Genomic DNA, 17,502 nt, shown 5'->3' with positions numbered 1-17,502 from the left:
CTTTGGTGGGGTGCCTGTCGTGTTTGGCCGCGGGTCGGTGGGGGCTTGTCGCGCAGTTCCCCGCGCCCCTAAGGCGCTTCGCGCCTTTCAGGGCGCCCTGCATGCCGTGCATATCGGGATGAAACGGAGTGGTCCGTACCGGTCACTGCCCGGATTCTGGACGGAGCCTTCCGCTCAGCGAACCGGCTTCGCTAATGTCCCGCTACGCACACGCCCCGTGGCAGCGCCGCCGCGGAGCGCAGCCGTGAAGCGACGCGGTCCGGCACAGGCCGGGCCGCCGGCCGATCGGCGGCCTCTGAAGCGCGTCACTGACGGGACTCTGTGACGCACCCGCCGCGAGGAAGCCGCCGACCTCACCACTTAAGGAGTGGGCGTCGTGACCGCGGAGACCTCTCAGACGCTCGACCGAGGACTGCGCGTCCTCAAGCTGCTGGCCGATACGGACCACGGGCTGACCGTCACCGAGCTATCCAACAAACTGGGCGTGAACCGGACCGTCGTGTACCGGCTGCTCGCCACGCTCGAACAGCACGCACTCGTACGGCGCGACCTGGGCGGCCGTGCCCGGGTCGGGCTCGGGGTACTGCGACTGGGTCGTCAGGTGCATCCGCTGGTCCGCGAGGCCGCGCTGCCGGCGCTGCGTTCGCTGGCCGAGGACATAGGGGCGACGGCGCATCTGACGCTGGTGGACGGCTCGGAGGCACTCGCCGTCGCCGTCGTCGAGCCGACGTGGACGGACTATCACGTGGCCTACCGGGCGGGGTTCCGGCACCCGTTGGACCGGGGCGCCGCGGGGCGGGCGATTCTCGCGGCTCGGCAGCAGTCCAGGCACGAGCCCGGGTACACCCTGACCCACGGCGAGTTGGAGGCGGGGGCCAGTGGAGCCGCCGCGCCGCTGATCGGGGTCACCGGCGTCGAGGGCAGCGTGGGCGTGGTGATGCTGGCGGACGCGGTGCCCGAGCGGGTGGGCCCGCGGGTCGTGGACGCGGCCAGAGAGGTGGCGGAGGCGTTGCGCTGACGCGCGCGTGCACTAGGCAGGGCCCGCACCACCTCCGACACTCGTGTCATGACCTCACTGAGCATCCGCACCGTCCACGAGCCCGCCGGGTTCACCGCTGTTGCCGACTACTTCAGTGACGTATGGCAGACGCCTCGCAGCGCACCGCCCCTGCTGCCCGAGACGCTGAACAGCCTCGCCCACGCGGGCGGGGCGGTGCACGCCGCGTACGACGGGGAGCGGCTCGTCGGTGCCTGCGTCGCCGTGTTCGGGCCGCCGGCGTCGCGGGAGACGTACTCGCTGCTGGCCGCCGCCGAGCGAGGGCTCGGGCCGCAGGTCAAGCGGGCGCAGCGGGCCTGGGCGGTGGAGCTCGGGGCGCTCACCATGCGCTGGACCTTCGATCCGCTGGTCGGCCGGAACGCCCGGTTCAACTTCGTCAAACTGGGTGCCACCGGCACGGACTATCTCGTCGACTTCTACGGCCCCATGGCGGACGGCGTGAACGACGGCGACGAAAGCGACCGGCTGGAGGTGACCTGGGACCTGATCGGGCCGCCGCGGGGGCAGTCGCAAGGGCAGGAACAAAGGCAGTCGCAAGGGGAGTCGGGCAACGCCGGATCCGGCACCCCGGATCGCGACGCCGCGCCCGCCACCCACACGGCCCCCGACGGCGGGCCGCTCGCCCGCCGGGACGCGGAGGACCGGTATGTCTGGTGCCGCGTACCGGACGACATAGTGGCGCTGCGGGCCGCGGACCCGGAGCTGGCGCTGGGCTGGCGGCGGGCCGTCCGCGAGGTGTTCACCAAGGCCTTCGCCGAGGGGTTCACGGCGACGGGCATGTCCCGGGACGGCTGGTACACGCTCACCCGCCGGGAGGCTTCCGCGTGAAACTCGAACACGTCGAGATCGTGCACGTCGCGATCCCCCTCGTCAGCCCCTTCCGTACCTCCTTCGGCACGATGACGACGAAGGACACCTTCCTGCTGCACGTCGTCACGGACGCGGCCGAGGGCTGGTCGGAGTTCGCCGGCGACCCCGAGCCGCTGTACTGCTCGGAGTTCGTGGCCGGCGCGGAGATCGTGCTGCGTGACTTCCTGCTGCCGCGCGCCGCCGCCCTGCCCGAGCTCGGTACGGCCCACCTCGCCCCGGCCATGGACGGGATCAAGGGGCACGAGCTGGCGAAGGCGGCGCTGGAGACGGCCGTACTCGACGCGGAGCTGCGGTCGTACGGGATGTCGCTGGCCAGGTATCTCGGGGCGGTGCGGGAGTGGGTGCCGGCCGGGGTGTCGGTCGGGATCAGGGGGACGGTCGCCGAGTTGCTGGACGACGTCGAGGGGTATCTCGCCGAGGGGTACGTCCGGATCAAGCTGAAGATCGAGCCGGGCTGGGATCTGGAGCCGGTACGGGCCGTGCGCGAGCGCTTCGGAGCGGACCTGCCGCTCCAGGTCGATGCCAACACGGCGTACACGCTCGCGGACGCCGAGCATCTGCGGCGGCTGGACGCGTTCGGGCTGCTGCTGATCGAGGAGCCGCTCGCGGAGAACAACCTGTACGCCCATGCCCGCCTCCAGCAGCGCATCGCGACCCCTGTCTGCCTTGACGAGTCCCTGCACAACGCCGCCGACACCGCGTCCGCGATCGCGATGGACGCGTGCCGGGTCGTGAACGTGAAGCCCGCGCGGGTCGGGGGATACCTGGAGGCGCGGCGGGTGCATGACGTGGCGCATGCGCACGGGGTGCCGGTGTGGTGCGGGGGCATGCTGGAGACGGGTATCGGCCGGGCGCCCAACCTGGCGCTCGCCGCCCTGCCCGGCTGCACGCTCCCCGGGGACACCTCGGCGTCCAGCCGATACTTCGCCGAGGACATCACGGAGCCGTTCGTGCTGGTCGACGGCCATCTGCCGGTTCCGCGGTCGCCGGGCATCGGGGTGGAGCCGCTGCCGGAGGCGTTGCGGCGCTTCACGAAGGAGCGGCGGGAGCTGTACGCGGTGTGACGAGACCCGTACGTGACCTTCGTGGGGCAACCTTGGCAGCTCCGACCTGCGCCGGGTCGGAACTCGCCGTCACGTTAGATTGATCCCGTGTTCTCTCGCCTCACGCGCCCCCAGGCGCTCGCCGTCTGCGCCCTGCCGGTCGTGGCCCTGCTCGCCACGGCGGCCTTCGCGCCGCTGCCGTTCTCGCTGACGCAGCCCGGGCTGACGGCCGACGTGCTCGGCGAGAACCAGGGGGACCCGGTGATCACGATCTCCGGTGCGCCGACCCGGGACACGAGCGGCGAGCTGCGTATGACGACGATCGAGGCCACGTCCCCCGACACGGAGGTGACGCTCGGCGATGTGGTCGACGCCTGGTTCCGCACGGACAAGGCGGTCATGCCGCGCGACTCGGTCTATCCGAGCGGCCGCAGCACCAAGGAGATCGAGCGGTACAACACCGAGCAGATGAAGCAGTCCCAGGACGCCGCGGCCGAGGCCGCGCTGAATCACCTGGACCTGAACGACAAGAACATCAAGGTCGACCTGAAGCTCGCGGACGTGGGCGGGCCCAGCGCCGGCCTGCTGTTCTCCCTGGGGATCATCGACAAGCTGAACGGCGACGGCGCGGGCGGCGACCTCACCGGGGGCCGCACCATCGCCGGTACGGGCACGATCGACGCCGCCGGCAAGGTCGGCGCGGTCGGGGGCGTGTCCCTGAAGACGCAGGCGGCCAAGCGGGACGGGGCGACGGTCTTCCTGGTGCCGAAGGCGGAGTGCTCCGACGCGAAGGCGGAACTGCCGAAGGGGCTGCGGCTGATCCCGGTGACCACGCTGACGGGCGCGGTGAGCGCGCTGGAGGCGCTGGAGTCGGGGAAGGGTTCGATTCCCAGCTGCTAGGGCCTAGGAGGCGAGGGCCGGCTGCCGTCCCGGCGGTGTGGCGAGGCGCAGGCCGACTTCCACGAGGGTCCAGCCGAGGCGGGTTCGGATGCGGTACGGCTGCCTGGCCCGGGTGGCGAGACGGTGGGCGTCGGCCTGGGCGCGGAGGTCGGCGGCGCGGGCGTGGTGCAGGGCGAGGGTGGTCTCGGGATGCTGCATCGGGCGGCTGCCTTTCAGTCCGTGCTGAGAGGGAAGGCGCGGGTCTGTACGCGGACGGTGCTCGCGTCGGGGGCGTCCTCCACGCCGGGCAGATTGCGGTAGCTGTCGACCAACTCGTGCATCTTGTGAGTCAGTTCGCTCGCGAGCTGCGGGGTCAGGCGGAGCGTCATGCTGCTCATGTCCGTGCTGCCGTTCCACGCCTCCGACCACTCCGCACGGGTGCCGAGATAGGTCGACAGCTCCTGGTTCTGCGTGGTGGCCACCTCGTGCAGATACAGGTCGGCGGCCCCGCGTACCTCGGGGCTGGGGTGGTGCAGGAGGGCGTCGTCGAACCGCAGTCCCTGCACCGCCGCCTTCCACCACCGCTCCCGCCCCTTGCCCCGCTCGGCGTCGTCCTCGACGAAGCCGTGTGCCGCGAGCTGGCGTAGGTGATAGCTGGTGGCTCCGCTGGACTCGCCCAGTTTCTCGGCGAGTTGGGATGCGGTGGCCGGTCCGCCGAAGCGCAGGGCGTCGAGCAGCCGCATGCGCAGGGGGTGGGCGAGCCCGCGCAGGGAACGGGCGTCGAGGTTGTGCACCTTGGGCTGTTCGGGCTCCATGCATGCAAAGGTAGTGTTGCAAAGACTTCTTTGCAAGCACTTCTTTGCAGGTGCTTCCTTGCTTCAACTCCTCTGTAAGCCGCCCTACTTCACGAACCCCTCCGCCTTCATCCAGTCCAACGCCACCTGATGCGGGTCCTCCCCGTCCACGTCCACTTTCGCGTTCAGGTCCTGCGCCACCGTGTTGTTCAGCTTCTTGGTGATCGGATCGAGTACCGCGGGGATGGCCGGCCACTTCTTCAGGGTCTTGGTGTTGATCATCGGGGCGGCGTTGTAGTTGGGGAAGAAGTGCTTGTTGTCGTCCATGACGACGAGGTTCATGGACTTGATGCGGCCGTCCGTGGTGAAGACCTCGCCGTAGGTGCAACTCCCCTTCGCGACCTGGGTGTAGATGATCCCGGTGTCCATCTGGGTGATGTTCTTCGTCGGCACGTCCATCCCGTACGCCTTCTGCATGCCCGGCAGTCCGTCCGCCCGGTTGGCGAACTCGACCTCCACGCACAGCGTCACCGCGGCGGGGTCGGACTTCGACAGCGCGGCGACCTGGGAGAGGTCGTTCGTGCGGTACTTCTTGTGGTTCTCCTGGTTCATCGCCAGGGCGTAGGTGTTGTCCAGCGCGGACGGCGCGAGCCAGGTCACCCCGTTCTTCGCGTCGGCCGCCCGCACCGCCTCCCACTGCTTCTGCGGGTCGGTGATGGGTTCGCTGCGGCCCAGATACGTGATCCAGGCAGTGCCCGTGTACTCGTACCCGGCGTCCGCGTCCCCCTTCCGCACCGCCTCGCGACTGCCGATGGAGCCCTGGATCCCGGTCCGGTCGAGCACCTCCGCACCCGCCGCCTGGAAGGCGATGCCCATGATCGCGCCAAGGATGAGCTGCTCGGTGAACGACTTCGACGTCACCGTCAACTCGGCCCCCTTCAACGGCTCACCCCGCCCGATCGTGCCGGGCCGCACGTCGTCGACCATGGGCGATCCGCTGGTCAGACCACAGCCGGGGGCCACCAGTAGCAGCGCGGCACCCAGTAGGGCCGCACGCCGCTTCGCCACCGGCAGGGCCGCGCGCCACCTTGCCGCTGGCCGGGCCGTGCGTGGCTGCACCGCTAGCAGGGTCATGCGCCGCCGCGCTGGCGGCTGGGCTGTGCGCCGCGGCGTCGTCGGTTGGGCTGTTTGCGGCTTGGGTGTCGGCTGGGTTGTGTGGCACTTCGCTGGTGGCCGGGCTGTATGTGGTTTCGCCGCTGCCGGGGTCATTGGCCTCCCTGCTGGCGGCTGGGCCGCAGGCCGCGGCGTCGTCGGTTGGGCCGTTTGCGGCTTGGGTGTCGGCTGGGTTGTGTGGCACTTCGCTGGTGGCCGGGCTGTATGTGGTTTCGCCGCTGCCGGGGTCATTGGCCTCCCTGCTGGCGGCTGGGCCGCAGGCCGCGGCGTCGTCGGTTGGGCCGTTTGCGGCTTCGGTGTCGGCTGGGCTGTGCGCCACTTCGCTGGTGGCCGGGCCGTATGTGGCTTCGCCGCTGCCGAGGTCAGACGCCTCCCCGCTGGCGGCTGGGCTGCACGCCGCCGCGTCGTCGGCTGGGCCGTGCGCCGCCCTTTCGTCGGCTGGGCCGTCTGCGGCCTCGCCGCCACCACGGCCGCGCGCCACCTCGCCGCCAGCACGGCCGCGCGCCACCTCGCCGCCAGCACGGCCGCGCGCCACCTCGCCGCCAGCACGGCCGCGCGCCACCTCGCCGTCGGCCGGGCTGCACGCCGCCCCGCCACCAGCAGCGCCGTACGCCACCACCTCGCCCCCGACAGCCCCGTACGCCACCTCGCCCCCGACAGCCCCGTACGCCACCTCACCCCCGACAGCCCCGCACCCCGACACCCGACCCCAGACCGCCCCGCACCCCGCCACCCCGGCACGCCGCCCACACGCCCCCTCACGTCTCCAACCCCCGCGGCCGCAGCAGCACTTCCGCCAGTGACGCCAGCCAGTCCACCAGCAGGGCCAGGGCGACCGTGAGGATCGAGCCCAGGACCAGGACCGGCATGCGCTGGTTGGTGATGCCGGCTGTGATCAGGACGCCCAGGCCGCCGCCTCCGCCGAAGACCGCGAGGGTCGCCGTACCGACGTTGAGGACCAGGGCCGTGCGGACGCCCGCGAGGATGAGGGGCACCGCCAGGGGGAGTTCGACCCGGGTCAGTACACCTGTGGGGGACATGCCGATGCCGCGTGCCGCCTCCAGAAGGGTCGGGTCGTTGGCCTTGAGGCCGGCGATGGTGTTGGACAGCACGGGCAGGACGGCGTAGGCGATCATGCCGATCAGGGCGGCCCGGCGGCCGATGCCCAGCCAGATCACCAGCAGGGCGAGGAGACCGATCGCCGGGGTCGCCTGGCCCATGTTGGCGAACGCCATGGCCACCGGGGTGGCTTTTCGGAACGCCCTCCTGGTGAGCAGAATGCCCAGCGGGATCGCGATGATCAGCACGAAGAACGTGGAGATCGCCGTGAGTTGGATGTGCTCCCACAGGGCCTGGGAGACCTGGCCGTTGGCCAGCGCGTTCTCGGAGACCGGGTCGAGATCGGCCTGCTGGAACCACAGCCAGGTGGCGAGCAGCATCGCGACGAGGAAGGTGGGCACGAAGGTCAGCTTCTGCCAGCCCACCCTCCGCGCGGGCGCCCTCGGCGGCGCGGGGGCGGCCGGTTCGGTCTCGCCCATCGCCTCCTCCGTCGCTTCCTCCGTTTCCTTCAGATCGGGGGCCTCGGGAGCGCTCACGCCTTCTTCCCCCCTCCCTCGCCCTCCTGCTCGGCGTGTGTCAGGGCGCTGCGGGTGACCTCCAGGTCGTGCTGGGCCTCCAGCGCCTCCAGCCGGTCGGCGTCCAGCAGCTCGTGCACGGAGTTCATGAGCGTCTCCATGTCGACGACGCCCGTGTACTCGCCGCGCCGCCCGGTCACGGCCACCCGGCCCGCGCTGTCCGTCAGCACCGCCTCCAGCGCGTCCCGCAGGGTCGCGTCCCGGGTCACCGTGTCGTGTACGAGCGTGCCCGCCCGCGCCAGCGATCCCTTGGCCCGCATCATGTCGCCGCGCCTGAGCCACTTGTACGGCCGCCCGCGCCGGTCGAGCAGCAGCACCTCGTTCGTCCCGCTCGCCCGCAGCCGGTTGAAGATCTCCTGGAGCGGGTCGTCGACGCCCACCGTCGGATAGTCGGTGATCTCCACATCCCGTACGCGGGTCAGGTTCAGCCGCTTCAGCGCCGCGCCCGCGCCCACGAACCCGGACACGAAGTCGTCCGCCGGGTTGGTGAGGATCGCCTCCGGGGTGTCGAACTGGGCGATGTGCGAGCGTTCGCGCAACACGGCGATACGGTCACCGAGCTTGATCGCCTCGTCGAAGTCGTGGGTGACGAAGACGATCGTCTTGTGCAGCTCGTGCTGGAGTCGGATCAGCTCGTCCTGGAGGTGGTCACGGGTGATCGGATCGACCGCGCCGAACGGTTCGTCCATGAGGAGGACCGGCGGATCGGCCGCCAACGCCCGTGCCACGCCCACCCGTTGCTGTTGGCCGCCGGAGAGCTGGCGCGGATAGCGGCCGTGGAACTCGCCCGGGTCGAGGCCGACCAGGTCGAGCAGCTCCTCGACCCGCGAGCGGATCCGCGGCTTCGCCCAGCCGATCATCTTCGGTACGAGGGCGATGTTCTGGGCGACGGTCATGTGCGGGAAGAGCCCGGCGGACTGGATCGCGTAGCCGACCTTGCGGCGCAGCTTCACCGGGTCGATGTCGGTGACGTCCTCGCCGCCGATGCGGATGCGGCCACCGGTCGGTTCGATCAGCCGGTTGATCATCTTGAGCGTGGTCGACTTCCCGCAGCCCGACGGGCCCACGAAGATGACCACCTCGCCCGCCTTGATCTCCATGCTCACGTTGTCCACGGCCGGCTGCGGACTGCCCGGATACCGCTTGGTCAGGTTCTCCAGCTCGATGGAGGCACCGTGATGGTCACCGTTGCTGCCGCCTTGGTTGCCGTTGTTGCTGCCGCTGCCGTTGCCGCCGTTCTCAGGCACGGATCCCCCTGGGAATGGTCAGCCGTCCGATCAGGACGTACGCGGCGTCGAACAGCAGCGCCAGGACGATGATCCCGAGCGTGCCCGCGAGCACCTGGTTGAGTGCGTTCGCGCTGCCCAGCGAGGCGAGACCGCGGAAGATCACATTGCCCAGGCCGGGTCCGGAGGCGAACGCCGCGATCGCCGCGATGCCCATCAGCATCTGCGTCGAGACCCGGATCCCGGTCAGGATCGGCGGCCAGGCCAGCGGCAGCTCCACCCGCAGCAGCCGGGCGAGCCGGGACATCCCGATGCCCCGGGCCGCGTCCACCAGCGACGGATCGACGCCGCGCAGGCCGACGATCGAGTTGCGCACGATCGGCAGCAGTCCGTACAGCGTCAGCGAGATCACCGTGGGCGGTACGCCAAGACCCACGATCGGAATGAGCAGACCGATCATGGCGAGCGACGGAATGGTCAGAATGGTCGAGGTGGACAGGGTGGCGAGGTTGCCGGCCCACCCGCTCTGATAGGTGGCGACGCCGATCAGCACCCCGAGCAGGGTCGCCACCACCATGCACTGGAAGACGGCGCTGGCGTGCTGGTAGGCATCGGTGAGCAGCTGCTGGTGGCGGTTGCCCAGGTACTCCCAGAAGCTCACACGGACTCACCCCACCAGGTAGCGGCTAGCTGCTCTCCCGGTCCTCCGCCGCCTGCTCCACCAACGGGATGATCCGCAGCGGAACGGGGTTCTCCATCACGATCGCGGTCGAGGCCCGGACGATTCCATCGAAACCGACAACCCGGTCGATCACACGCTGGAGATCGGCGTTGGAGCGCGCCACGAGACGGCACATCATGTCCCCGGTCCCGGTGGTCGTGTGCAGCTCCAGCACCTCCGGCACGGTCGTCAAGTGTGCCCGTACGTCGGCCCCTTGCCCCTGCCGGATCTGCAGCGTGGCGAAGGCGGTGACCGGATACCCGAGCGCCGCCGGATCGACCTCAGGGCCGAATCCGCGGATGACTCCGTTCGACTGAAGCCGGTCCAGCCGGGCCTGCACGGTCCCGCGGGCCACGCCCAGCCGCCGGGACATCTCCAGCACCCCGATCCGCGGCTCCCGCGCCAGCAGCACGATGATCCGCCCGTCCAGATGATCGATCGCCACAGCAGCCTGCTCCTTCTCCTGAGTCGCGGTGGTCATCCTGTACAGGGAGCCCGCAGAAACGAGCATTGCACTGGTCATATTGCCCAGTGAAAAGGCGAACTATTGCGCACCTTGCCCCGCCAGGGTGAGGCTGCGCCTATGACGCAGACCACACACCACACTCCCGACACCGCCCGGCAGGCCGACCCCTTCCCGGTCAAGGGAATGGACGCGGTCGTCTTCGCCGTGGGCAACGCCAAGCAGGCCGCGCACTTCTACTCGACCGCCTTCGGCATGCGGCTGGTCGCCTACTCCGGACCGGAGAACGGCAGCCGCGAGACCGCGAGCTACGTGCTGGAGAACGGCTCCGCGCGGTTCGTCCTCACCTCCGTCATCAAGCCCGCCACCACTTGGGGCCACTTCCTCGCCCAGCACGTGGCCGAGCACGGCGACGGCGTCGTCGACCTCGCCATCGAGGTCCCGGACGCGCGCGCCGCGTACGCCTACGCCCTCGAACACGGCGCCCGCTCGGTGACCGAGCCGTACGAGCTCAAGGACGAGCACGGCACCGTCGTCCTGGCCGCCATCGCGACCTACGGCGAGACCCGCCACACCCTCGTCGAGCGCACCGGCTACGAGGGCCCGTACCTGCCGGGCTTCGCCGCCGCCGCCCCGATGGTCGAACCGCCCGCCCAGCGCACCTTCCAGGCCATCGACCACTGCGTCGGCAACGTCGAGCTCGGCCGTATGAACGAATGGGTGGGCTTCTACAACAAGGTCATGGGCTTCACGAACATGAAGGAGTTCGTGGGCGACGACATCGCCACCGAGTACTCCGCGCTGATGTCGAAGGTCGTGGCGGACGGCACGCTCAAGGTCAAGTTCCCGATCAACGAGCCCGCCATCGCCAAGAAGAAGTCCCAGATCGACGAGTACCTGGAGTTCTACGGCGGCGCCGGCGTCCAGCACATCGCGCTGAACACCAATGACATCGTGGCGACGGTCCGCACGATGCGCGCGGCCGGCGTCCAGTTCCTCGACACCCCGGACTCGTACTACGACACCCTCGGCGAGTGGGTCGGCGACACCCGCGTGCCCGTGGAGACCCTGCGCGAGCTGAAGATCCTCGCCGACCGCGACGAGGACGGCTATCTGCTGCAGATCTTCACCAAGCCGGTCCAGGACCGTCCGACCGTCTTCTTCGAGATCATCGAGCGGCACGGCTCGATGGGCTTCGGCAAGGGCAACTTCAAGGCACTGTTCGAGGCGATCGAGCGGGAGCAGGCCAAGCGCGGCAACCTCTGAGGTGAATGAGCCGCATGCGAAACCTGTGAATTCGTAGAACATGCAACCAATGAACGGCGGTTGACGCTCTCATGTCCTGTGGGTGCCACGGGGGCATCCACAGGACATGGGGACGCAAGTGACCTCGCGCATCAACCTCGCCGTGCCCTCGGCCCGCTGGCTGTGGCAGAAGAGCACGCTCAAGGAGCCGACGGTGCTCCAGTCGTTCGCCTTCGACGACGCGAACAAGCACCTGTACGTCCTCCAGCTCACCCGGGGCGGCGGCGACGCCGGCGACCTGTGCCTGAACAAGCTCGACCACCAGGGCAAACGGCTGGGCCACATGTACCTGAAGGGCTTCGGCCACGGAGTCAGCCTGGGCATCCAGCGCGACGCCGACGACGGCAGCACCTGGATCTGGACCGAGGCCGACGCCGAGGGCGGCTACGGCCAGGGCGTCGCCCGCTTCCACTTCGCGAACGGCGCCGTCCGTACCAGCGCGGACGTCAAGGTCCGCCGCCCCGTCCCGGACTCCGTCAACAACCAGCCGTCGGTCTGCATGGCCTCGAAGCGCATCGCCGTCCGCTACCGCGACGCCTCGGACGAGCCCCGCTACCGCGTCTGGGACCTCGACGCCTTCGTCGCCCGCGACTACGACAACCCGATCGCGGACTTCGCCCAGACCGGCGCCCACCCCGACCCGAAGATCCCCTTCCAGGGCTACGCCCTGCACCGCGACCACATCTACCAACTGGCGGGCACGGCGTACCACGCGAAGGCCAACCCGGCCGCCAAGCGGGGCAACGCCTACGTCTCCAGCCTCGACATCACCACGGGCAAGCGGGCCCAGGGGGAGCGCACCGAGGCCGGGTACTCCCTCGGGTTCCGCGAGCCGGAGGGCATCGCCGTGCGGGGCGGGACGACGCCACGGGTGTACCTCGGGTTCGCCTCGGGGGAGCAGGGCGCCCGCCGCTTCTCGATCTTCGTCAAGAAGGAGGGGGAGTCGTAGTCAGGGAGCCGTGGTCCCGTCCATCTTCGGAACGTCCTCCACCGACGGCTCGCCCAACTCCGACAGCACCGCCTCCGCCACCGGCACCCGCGTCGGCGAGAACTGCGGGTTGATCCGCAGCGCCTCCAGCAGATGGCGTCGGGCGGGCCACGCCATCTGCAGCTCCCGCTCGATCATCCCCAGGTGGTAGACGTACAGCGCGCTGCGGACCGTACCGCCACGCTCCTTGTTGGTCGCCGCCCTGGCGAACTTCAGCGCTTCCTTGTCCTCCCCGGCCCGGTGCAGGGCCCAGCCCAGCGCGTCGGCCACCGCGATGCCCGGCTGGCGGCGCCACTCGGCCCGCAGGCGCCGTACGGCGGACCGCGGGTCGCCGTGGTCGGCCTCGAAGAGGCCCAGGACGAGCTCCTCGTCGACCCCGCCGGCCGCGGCCGCGGCCACCCGCTCGCGCAGCAGGTCGTACTGCACCCGCGCCGCCTGTCCCATCCTCAGCGACTCGTACAACTCGCCCAGTTCCAGGGCGTATTCGGCACGCGGCTGCTTGGCGAGGGCCACCCGGTACGCGTTCAGCGCCTCCGTCGTGCGGCCCAGCGCCGCCAGTGTCCGCCCTTGCCCGGCGAGCGCGGCCCGCTGGTCGGGGTCGAGGCGGACCGCCTCCTTGAAGTGCCGCAGCGCCTCGTCCAAGTCGCCGCGCTCCCAGGCGAGTTGCCCGGCACGTTCGACGTACGCCGCCCGCTCGGCCGGGGCCTGGGCCGCCGCCGCCGCGTCGGACAGCGCGGCCGCCGCGTCCTCCCGCCGGCCCCGGTCCCGGTAGACGCCCGCCGCCCGCGCCTGCACGGCAGGCCCCGAGCGCAGCTTCTGCAACCGCTCCAGGGTCCGCTTGGCGGCCTTCCAGTCGCCCATCCCCGTGTGCGCGTCGATCAGCTGCGGATACGTCGTCCACCGCTTCGGGTCCGCCTTCAGCGCCGCCTCGCCCCAGGTACGCGCCGCCTGGAAGTCCCGCCGCGCGTTGGCCAGCGCGGCCATGCCGCCCAGCGCCGCCGCGTTCTCCTCGCGCACCCTCAGCGACGTACGCAGCGCCTTCTCGGCCTTCGGGTAGTTGGCCGGCTCCGCGGTCCGCCGCCCCTGCTCCACATACGCCGCCCCCAGCACCGCCCACGCCTTGGCGTCCCTGGGATGCGTCCGCAGATGCGCCTCGCGCTCGTCGATCAGCGACGCCAGTTCGGGCAGCCCGACCGGCACCCCCGTCGTGACCGCGGTGAGCGCCTGCGCCCCCGGTGCCGGTGCGGGCGCCCGGGTCCCGCTCGATCCCCACGGCAGCAGCGTCAGCACCCCACCGAGCACGGCACACCCCGCCACCGAGGCGAGCAGCACCCGTCGTCGGATACGCGGGCGGCGGTCAGGCGTGCCCTGTGCGTTCTGCACGGCGTCGTTCTCCATGACGATCACTGTGCGTGAAAGATGGCGTCAATACGACGACCACACCCGCCTTACGACGGCTGCCGTACATGGGGTTCACACCGATGGCCCCGGGTGTCACGCTGTGATCATGAGCCGTATCGAAACCGCACCCGACCAGGCCCAGGGTGACCTCACCGAGCGGCTGCTCGCTGGTCTGCCCGCCGAGGCCGTCCTGACCGACCCCGACGTCACCGCGTCCTACGCCAACGACATGGCCAGCTTCTGCCCGGCCGGCGCCCCCGCGGTGGTCGTCCTGCCGCGGACCGTCGAAGAGGTCCAGCACGTCATGCGCACCGCCACCGCACTGCGCGTCCCGGTCGTCCCGCAGGGCGCCCGCACGGGCCTGTCGGGCGGCGCCAACGCCTCCGACGGCTGCATCGTGCTGTCCCTGACCAAGATGGACCGCATCCTGGAGATCAACCCCGTCGACCGCATCGCCGTCGTCGAGCCCGGCGTCATCAACGCGACCCTGTCGCGCGCGGTGAACGAGCAGGGCCTGTACTACCCGCCGGACCCCTCCAGCTGGGAGATGTGCACCATCGGCGGCAACATCGGCACGGCCTCCGGCGGCCTGTGCTGTGTGAAGTACGGGGTGACGGCCGAGTACGTCCTCGGCCTCGAAGTCGTCCTCGCCGACGGACGCCTGATGTCCACGGGCCGCCGTACCGCCAAGGGCGTCGCGGGATACGACATGACCCGCCTCTTCGTCGGCTCCGAGGGCTCGCTCGGCATCGTCGTACGGGCCGTCCTGGGGCTGAGGCCGCAGCCCCCGCAGCAGCTGGTCCTGGCCGCCGAGTTCGCGTCCGCGGCCGCCGCCTGCGACGCGGTGTGCCGGATCATGGCCGGCGGGCACGTGCCGTCACTGCTCGAAATCATGGACCGTACGACGGTCAAGGCCGTCAACGACCTTTCGCACATGGGGCTGCCGGAGACCACGGAGGCCCTCCTCCTGGCCGCCTTCGACACCCCGGACCCCGCCCCCGACCTGGCCGCGGTCGGCGCGCTGTGCGAGGCGGCCGGCGCCACCCAGGTGGTCCCGGCGGACGACGCGGCCGAGTCCGAACTGCTCCTCCAGGCGCGGCGGTTGTCCCTCACGGCGCTGGAGGCGGTGCGCGGCGTGACGATGATCGACGACGTGTGCGTGCCCCGCTCGCGGCTCGGCGATCTGATCGAGGGCGTCGAGCGGATCGCCGAGAAGCACCAGCTGACCATCGGCGTCGTCGCGCACGCCGGTGACGGCAACACCCACCCGACCGTGTGCTTCGACGCCGCCGACCGCGACGAGTCCCGGCGCGCCCGCGAGTCCTTCGACGAGATCATGGCCCTCGGCCTGGAACTCGGCGGCACGATCACCGGCGAGCACGGCGTGGGTGTGCTGAAGAAGGAGTGGCTGGCGCGCGAGATCGGCCCGGTGGGGATCGAGATGCAGCGCGGGATCAAGCAGGTCTTCGACCCGCTGGACATCCTGAATCCGGGCAAGCTGTTCTGACGTTCGGTGTGTGCGCCTCACTGGGCGAGCAGCTGGTCGAGCGCGTCGTCGATCCCCAGCTGCTCGCCCTCGGTCCCCGGGGGCACCACCCTGAGCGTCCGCTCCAGCCAGGCCGACACGTGGGCCGCCGGTCCCTCCAGCAGCGCGTCCCCGTCCGGCGAACTCAGCGCCATCAGCACGACGCTGCGCCCCTCGACCTTCGTCGGCCACACCCGCACGTCCCCGTGCCCACACGGCCGGAACACGCCCTCGACGAGCAGTTCGCGGGAGAAGGTCCAGTAGACGGGGTGCTCTGAGTTGATGTGGAACGTGATGTGGACGGCGTACGGATCGTCACTGTGGTAGCTGAGCCGGGCCGGCACAGCGATGCTGCGCTCCGGCGACAGGATCAGCTTGAGCTCCAGTTCGCGCTCGATGACGGTGTGATGCATGGCGTGGACGTCCTCTCCCGTGACACGTGCGGGTCCCCTGGGCGGGCCCGTACGAGTGGAGAGGGATGAGGGGGCCGGATCATTACGCGGGTTCGCGGAGATTTTTTCCGTGCCCGGTTCCCACCGGCTTCCGTGCGTGGTGAGAGCCGGGCTCCGTCCGTCCGTCTGGCTGTGTCTTCCCGGGGGATAACCCCCGGACCCCCAGCCGAAGACGGGCACTGTCGCCCCCCTCGAACAGCAGTACCGGGCCCAGTCCCGACCGGGTTCCGCCGGTGTTCCGCGCCCGGTGGCCGTCGTTGTGAAGTACGTGTACGAGGTTGCCCGGAAAGGGGTGGGTCCTGCGGGACCGGCGGTGCTTGTTGCGTCCGTCTGATAGATGTGGAGGCCCCCAATTGACCCTCGAGCAGATACCGGACGACGGACATGAGCGCCCCAACCCCGGCCCCGGGTGACGACAGGCCCCGCGATGGGTATTACCCGGACCCGTCCATTCCTGGATATGTCCGGTACTGGAACGGTGCCTCCTGGGTGCCGGGCACCAGCCGTCCGGCACCGACGGACGGCGAAACGCTCGCCCCGCCGCCGGGCGCGCAGCCGGCCCAGCCCGCGCCGGCCGCCTCGGTGGAGGAGACCGGCCCGCACTTCTTCGACGAGGAGTCGGCCCAGGAGCCCGCACCGGACGGTGGCCAGCACGGCAGCCGTCCCGAGCCGGCGTCCGCCTGGGGTGCCGACCCCGCGCGCCAGTCGGGTCTCGGCGGCGACCAGGAGCACCGCGTCTCATGGGGTGCCCCGCAGGGCGCCGACCCGCGCGTGGCCCAGCCGGACGGCCAGGCCGCCCGTGCGGACGGCTCGGCGGCGATCCCTCCTGCCGAGCCGGAAGCCGACTCCGGAAGCCTTGCCTCCGGTGACACGTTCATGATCCGCCGGCCGGTCGCGGGGCCCGGGGGAGCAGCCTCCGCCGGTCCTTCCGGACAGGCCACACCGAACATCCCGAACCCCGCAGGCCCCGCGCCCGTCGACGGCACCATGGCCATCCGCGCGCTGTCCCCGCGCACGGGGCAGCAGGGCGGGGCGGCCGGGGCGCAGGCAGGGAGCACGGGCGCGTCCGCCGGCCCGGGCGCCGCACGTCCGGACGCGGGCCACCCCCCGGCGGCCGGCGCCCCGCAGGGCCCCGGCTTCGGCGCCGGGAAGGCCGCCGCCGACCGTGCCGCGGGGGCCCAGGGGCAGGCTCAGGCGGGCGCGCAGCCCGCGGCGGGCCCCCAAGTCGCAGGAGCCGCTCCCGCGGGCCTCTCGGGCCCGCAGCAGGCCGCCCCGAGCATCCCCCAGCAGGGCGGCCCGCAGTCCGCGGCGCCCATGGCCGGCGGAGCCGGCGGTGGCCAGGCCTCCTGGCCGCAGCAGGTCCACCGGCTCGCCGGTGACGACCAGCCCGTCGCCCCGTGGAAGCCCCCGGTCGAGGACATCTTCCAGGCGGCCGCCGCGCGCCAGGCCTCCGCCCGCCCCGCGAGCCTCGGCAAGCGGCTGGTGGCCCGGATGCTGGACAACTTCGTGGTCGCCGCCGTCACCTCGGCCGCCGCCGTGCCGTTCGGCATCAAGGCGATCGACCACGTCAACGAGAAGATCGACGCCGCCAAGCTCTCCGGCGAGACGGTCACCGTGTGGCTGCTGGACGGCACGACATCGGTGTACCTGGGCATCACCCTGGCCGTCCTGCTGCTGGTCGGGCTCGTCTACGAGGTCCTGCCCACCGCCAAGTGGGGCCGCACGCTGGGCAAGAAGCTGCTCGGCCTGGAGGTGCGGGACATCGAGGCCCACGAGCCCCCGGAGTTCGGCGCGGCGCTGCGCCGCTGGCTCGTCTTCACCATCCCCAACCTGCTCGTCATCGGCGTCGTCGGCGTGGCGTGGTGCCTGTTCGACCGGCCCTGGCACCAGTGCCTGCACGACAAGGCGGCCCGCACGTTCGTCGCCGGCTGACCGCGGTTCGTCCGTCCTACGCCCGTTGCGGGGGCACCC

The 17,502-nt window shown here is 71.0% G+C and carries 17 protein-coding genes; 8 read left to right on the top strand and 9 right to left on the bottom strand.

Annotated features, from left to right (window positions below; translation table 11 throughout):
* The first annotated feature begins 376 nt into the window (after nucleotides 1-376).
* From ACIA8X_RS07445 to ACIA8X_RS07430, 4 genes are all read left to right on the top strand, one after another.
* On the top strand, nucleotides 377-1,018 hold the full coding sequence (locus ACIA8X_RS07445; protein WP_393457236.1) for an IclR family transcriptional regulator: 642 nt from the start codon (nucleotides 377-379) through the stop codon (nucleotides 1,016-1,018).
* A 48-nt stretch (nucleotides 1,019-1,066) separates the two neighbouring features.
* Nucleotides 1,067-1,885 (top strand): chorismate synthase, encoded by an 819-nt coding sequence (locus ACIA8X_RS07440; protein ID WP_393457239.1) that lies wholly within the window; start codon nucleotides 1,067-1,069, stop codon nucleotides 1,883-1,885.
* Nucleotides 1,882-2,991, top strand: a complete 1,110-nt coding sequence (menC, locus tag ACIA8X_RS07435; protein ID WP_393457242.1) for an o-succinylbenzoate synthase — start codon at nucleotides 1,882-1,884, stop codon at nucleotides 2,989-2,991. The genes ACIA8X_RS07440 and menC overlap by 4 nt, the downstream gene beginning before the upstream one ends.
* 87 nt (nucleotides 2,992-3,078) lie before the next feature.
* Nucleotides 3,079-3,870 carry a PDZ domain-containing protein gene (locus tag ACIA8X_RS07430; RefSeq protein ID WP_393457245.1) on the top strand — a complete coding sequence of 264 codons (792 nt, stop codon included), beginning with the start codon at nucleotides 3,079-3,081 and terminating at the stop codon, nucleotides 3,868-3,870.
* Between the two features lie 3 nt (nucleotides 3,871-3,873).
* On the opposite strand, the gene ACIA8X_RS07425 is transcribed toward ACIA8X_RS07430, so the two are convergent.
* The 7 genes from ACIA8X_RS07425 to ACIA8X_RS07395 form a co-directional block, all read right to left on the bottom strand.
* The gene (locus ACIA8X_RS07425) at nucleotides 3,874-4,068 is read right to left on the bottom strand and encodes a hypothetical protein (protein WP_393457248.1); all 195 of its coding nucleotides are present in this window, start codon (nucleotides 4,066-4,068) and stop codon (nucleotides 3,874-3,876) included.
* 14 nt (nucleotides 4,069-4,082) lie between these two features.
* Entirely contained in the window at nucleotides 4,083-4,664 is a 582-nt protein-coding gene (locus ACIA8X_RS07420; RefSeq protein WP_393457250.1) for an ArsR/SmtB family transcription factor, read from the bottom strand.
* An 84-nt stretch (nucleotides 4,665-4,748) separates the two neighbouring features.
* On the bottom strand, nucleotides 4,749-5,630 hold the full coding sequence (locus ACIA8X_RS07415; protein WP_393457632.1) for a glycine betaine ABC transporter substrate-binding protein: 882 nt from the start codon (nucleotides 5,628-5,630) through the stop codon (nucleotides 4,749-4,751).
* Nucleotides 5,631-6,574: 944 nt separating this feature from the next.
* Complete coding sequence (locus tag ACIA8X_RS07410; protein ID WP_393457635.1) at nucleotides 6,575-7,354, bottom strand: ABC transporter permease; 780 nt, start codon at nucleotides 7,352-7,354, stop codon at nucleotides 6,575-6,577.
* Nucleotides 7,355-7,407: 53 nt separating this feature from the next.
* Nucleotides 7,408-8,616, bottom strand: coding sequence for a betaine/proline/choline family ABC transporter ATP-binding protein (locus ACIA8X_RS07405; RefSeq protein ID WP_393457638.1), 1,209 nt, complete (start codon nucleotides 8,614-8,616; stop codon nucleotides 7,408-7,410).
* Between the two features lie 73 nt (nucleotides 8,617-8,689).
* Nucleotides 8,690-9,337, bottom strand: coding sequence for an ABC transporter permease (locus ACIA8X_RS07400; RefSeq protein WP_393457253.1), 648 nt, complete (start codon nucleotides 9,335-9,337; stop codon nucleotides 8,690-8,692).
* A 25-nt stretch (nucleotides 9,338-9,362) separates the two neighbouring features.
* Nucleotides 9,363-9,842: an Lrp/AsnC family transcriptional regulator gene (locus ACIA8X_RS07395; protein WP_093910961.1), complete on the bottom strand. Its 480-nt coding sequence runs from the start codon at nucleotides 9,840-9,842 to the stop codon at nucleotides 9,363-9,365.
* Between the two features lie 138 nt (nucleotides 9,843-9,980).
* Between ACIA8X_RS07395 and hppD the strand changes: the two genes are divergently transcribed.
* On the top strand, nucleotides 9,981-11,126 hold the full coding sequence (gene hppD / locus ACIA8X_RS07390) for a 4-hydroxyphenylpyruvate dioxygenase (protein ID WP_393457256.1): 1,146 nt from the start codon (nucleotides 9,981-9,983) through the stop codon (nucleotides 11,124-11,126).
* 106 nt (nucleotides 11,127-11,232) lie between these two features.
* Nucleotides 11,233-12,114: a Teichoic acid biosynthesis protein C (Precursor) gene (locus ACIA8X_RS07385; protein ID WP_399457952.1), complete on the top strand. Its 882-nt coding sequence runs from the start codon at nucleotides 11,233-11,235 to the stop codon at nucleotides 12,112-12,114.
* Here ACIA8X_RS07385 and ACIA8X_RS07380 read toward each other — a convergent pair whose 3' ends face one another.
* Nucleotides 12,115-13,551, bottom strand: a complete 1,437-nt coding sequence (locus tag ACIA8X_RS07380) for a tetratricopeptide repeat protein (RefSeq protein WP_399457951.1) — start codon at nucleotides 13,549-13,551, stop codon at nucleotides 12,115-12,117.
* Between the two features lie 103 nt (nucleotides 13,552-13,654).
* Here ACIA8X_RS07380 and ACIA8X_RS07375 point away from each other — a divergent pair, with 103 nt between their 5' ends.
* On the top strand, nucleotides 13,655-15,061 hold the full coding sequence (locus ACIA8X_RS07375) for an FAD-binding oxidoreductase (RefSeq protein WP_393457265.1): 1,407 nt from the start codon (nucleotides 13,655-13,657) through the stop codon (nucleotides 15,059-15,061).
* A gap of 17 nt (nucleotides 15,062-15,078) precedes the next feature.
* On the opposite strand, the gene ACIA8X_RS07370 is transcribed toward ACIA8X_RS07375, so the two are convergent.
* Entirely contained in the window at nucleotides 15,079-15,492 is a 414-nt protein-coding gene (locus tag ACIA8X_RS07370; protein WP_399457950.1) for an SsgA family sporulation/cell division regulator, read from the bottom strand.
* A 423-nt stretch (nucleotides 15,493-15,915) separates the two neighbouring features.
* On the opposite strand from ACIA8X_RS07370, the gene ACIA8X_RS07365 reads away from it, so the two are divergent.
* Nucleotides 15,916-17,463 (top strand): RDD family protein, encoded by a 1,548-nt coding sequence (locus ACIA8X_RS07365; RefSeq protein WP_399457949.1) that lies wholly within the window; start codon nucleotides 15,916-15,918, stop codon nucleotides 17,461-17,463.
* Nucleotides 17,464-17,502: the final 39 nt, after the last annotated feature.

The sequence above is a fragment of the Streptomyces sp. NPDC051738 genome, from assembly GCF_044453205.1.
Lineage (GTDB): Bacteria > Actinomycetota > Actinomycetes > Streptomycetales > Streptomycetaceae > Streptomyces.
This window is presented reverse-complemented; position numbering and strand designations above follow the sequence as displayed.

What these genes read in the sequence shown, in the direction of transcription:
- ACIA8X_RS07385 (WP_399457952.1), top strand. Translation starts at nt 11,233, where the DNA reads ATGGGGACGCAAGTGACCTCGCGCATCAACCTCGCCGTGCCCTCGGCC.
- ACIA8X_RS07370 (WP_399457950.1), bottom strand. Translation starts at nt 15,492, where the DNA reads ATGCATCACACCGTCATCGAGCGCGAACTGGAGCTCAAGCTGATCCTG.
- ACIA8X_RS07410 (WP_393457635.1), bottom strand. Translation starts at nt 7,354, where the DNA reads ATGGGCGAGACCGAACCGGCCGCCCCCGCGCCGCCGAGGGCGCCCGCG.
- ACIA8X_RS07440 (WP_393457239.1), top strand. Translation starts at nt 1,067, where the DNA reads ATGACCTCACTGAGCATCCGCACCGTCCACGAGCCCGCCGGGTTCACC.
- hppD (WP_393457256.1), top strand. Translation starts at nt 9,981, where the DNA reads ATGACGCAGACCACACACCACACTCCCGACACCGCCCGGCAGGCCGAC.
- ACIA8X_RS07425 (WP_393457248.1), bottom strand. Translation starts at nt 4,068, where the DNA reads ATGCAGCATCCCGAGACCACCCTCGCCCTGCACCACGCCCGCGCCGCC.
- ACIA8X_RS07415 (WP_393457632.1), bottom strand. Translation starts at nt 5,630, where the DNA reads ATGGTCGACGACGTGCGGCCCGGCACGATCGGGCGGGGTGAGCCGTTG.
- ACIA8X_RS07380 (WP_399457951.1), bottom strand. Translation starts at nt 13,551, where the DNA reads ATGGAGAACGACGCCGTGCAGAACGCACAGGGCACGCCTGACCGCCGC.
- ACIA8X_RS07420 (WP_393457250.1), bottom strand. Translation starts at nt 4,664, where the DNA reads ATGGAGCCCGAACAGCCCAAGGTGCACAACCTCGACGCCCGTTCCCTG.
- ACIA8X_RS07365 (WP_399457949.1), top strand. Translation starts at nt 15,916, where the DNA reads ATGAGCGCCCCAACCCCGGCCCCGGGTGACGACAGGCCCCGCGATGGG.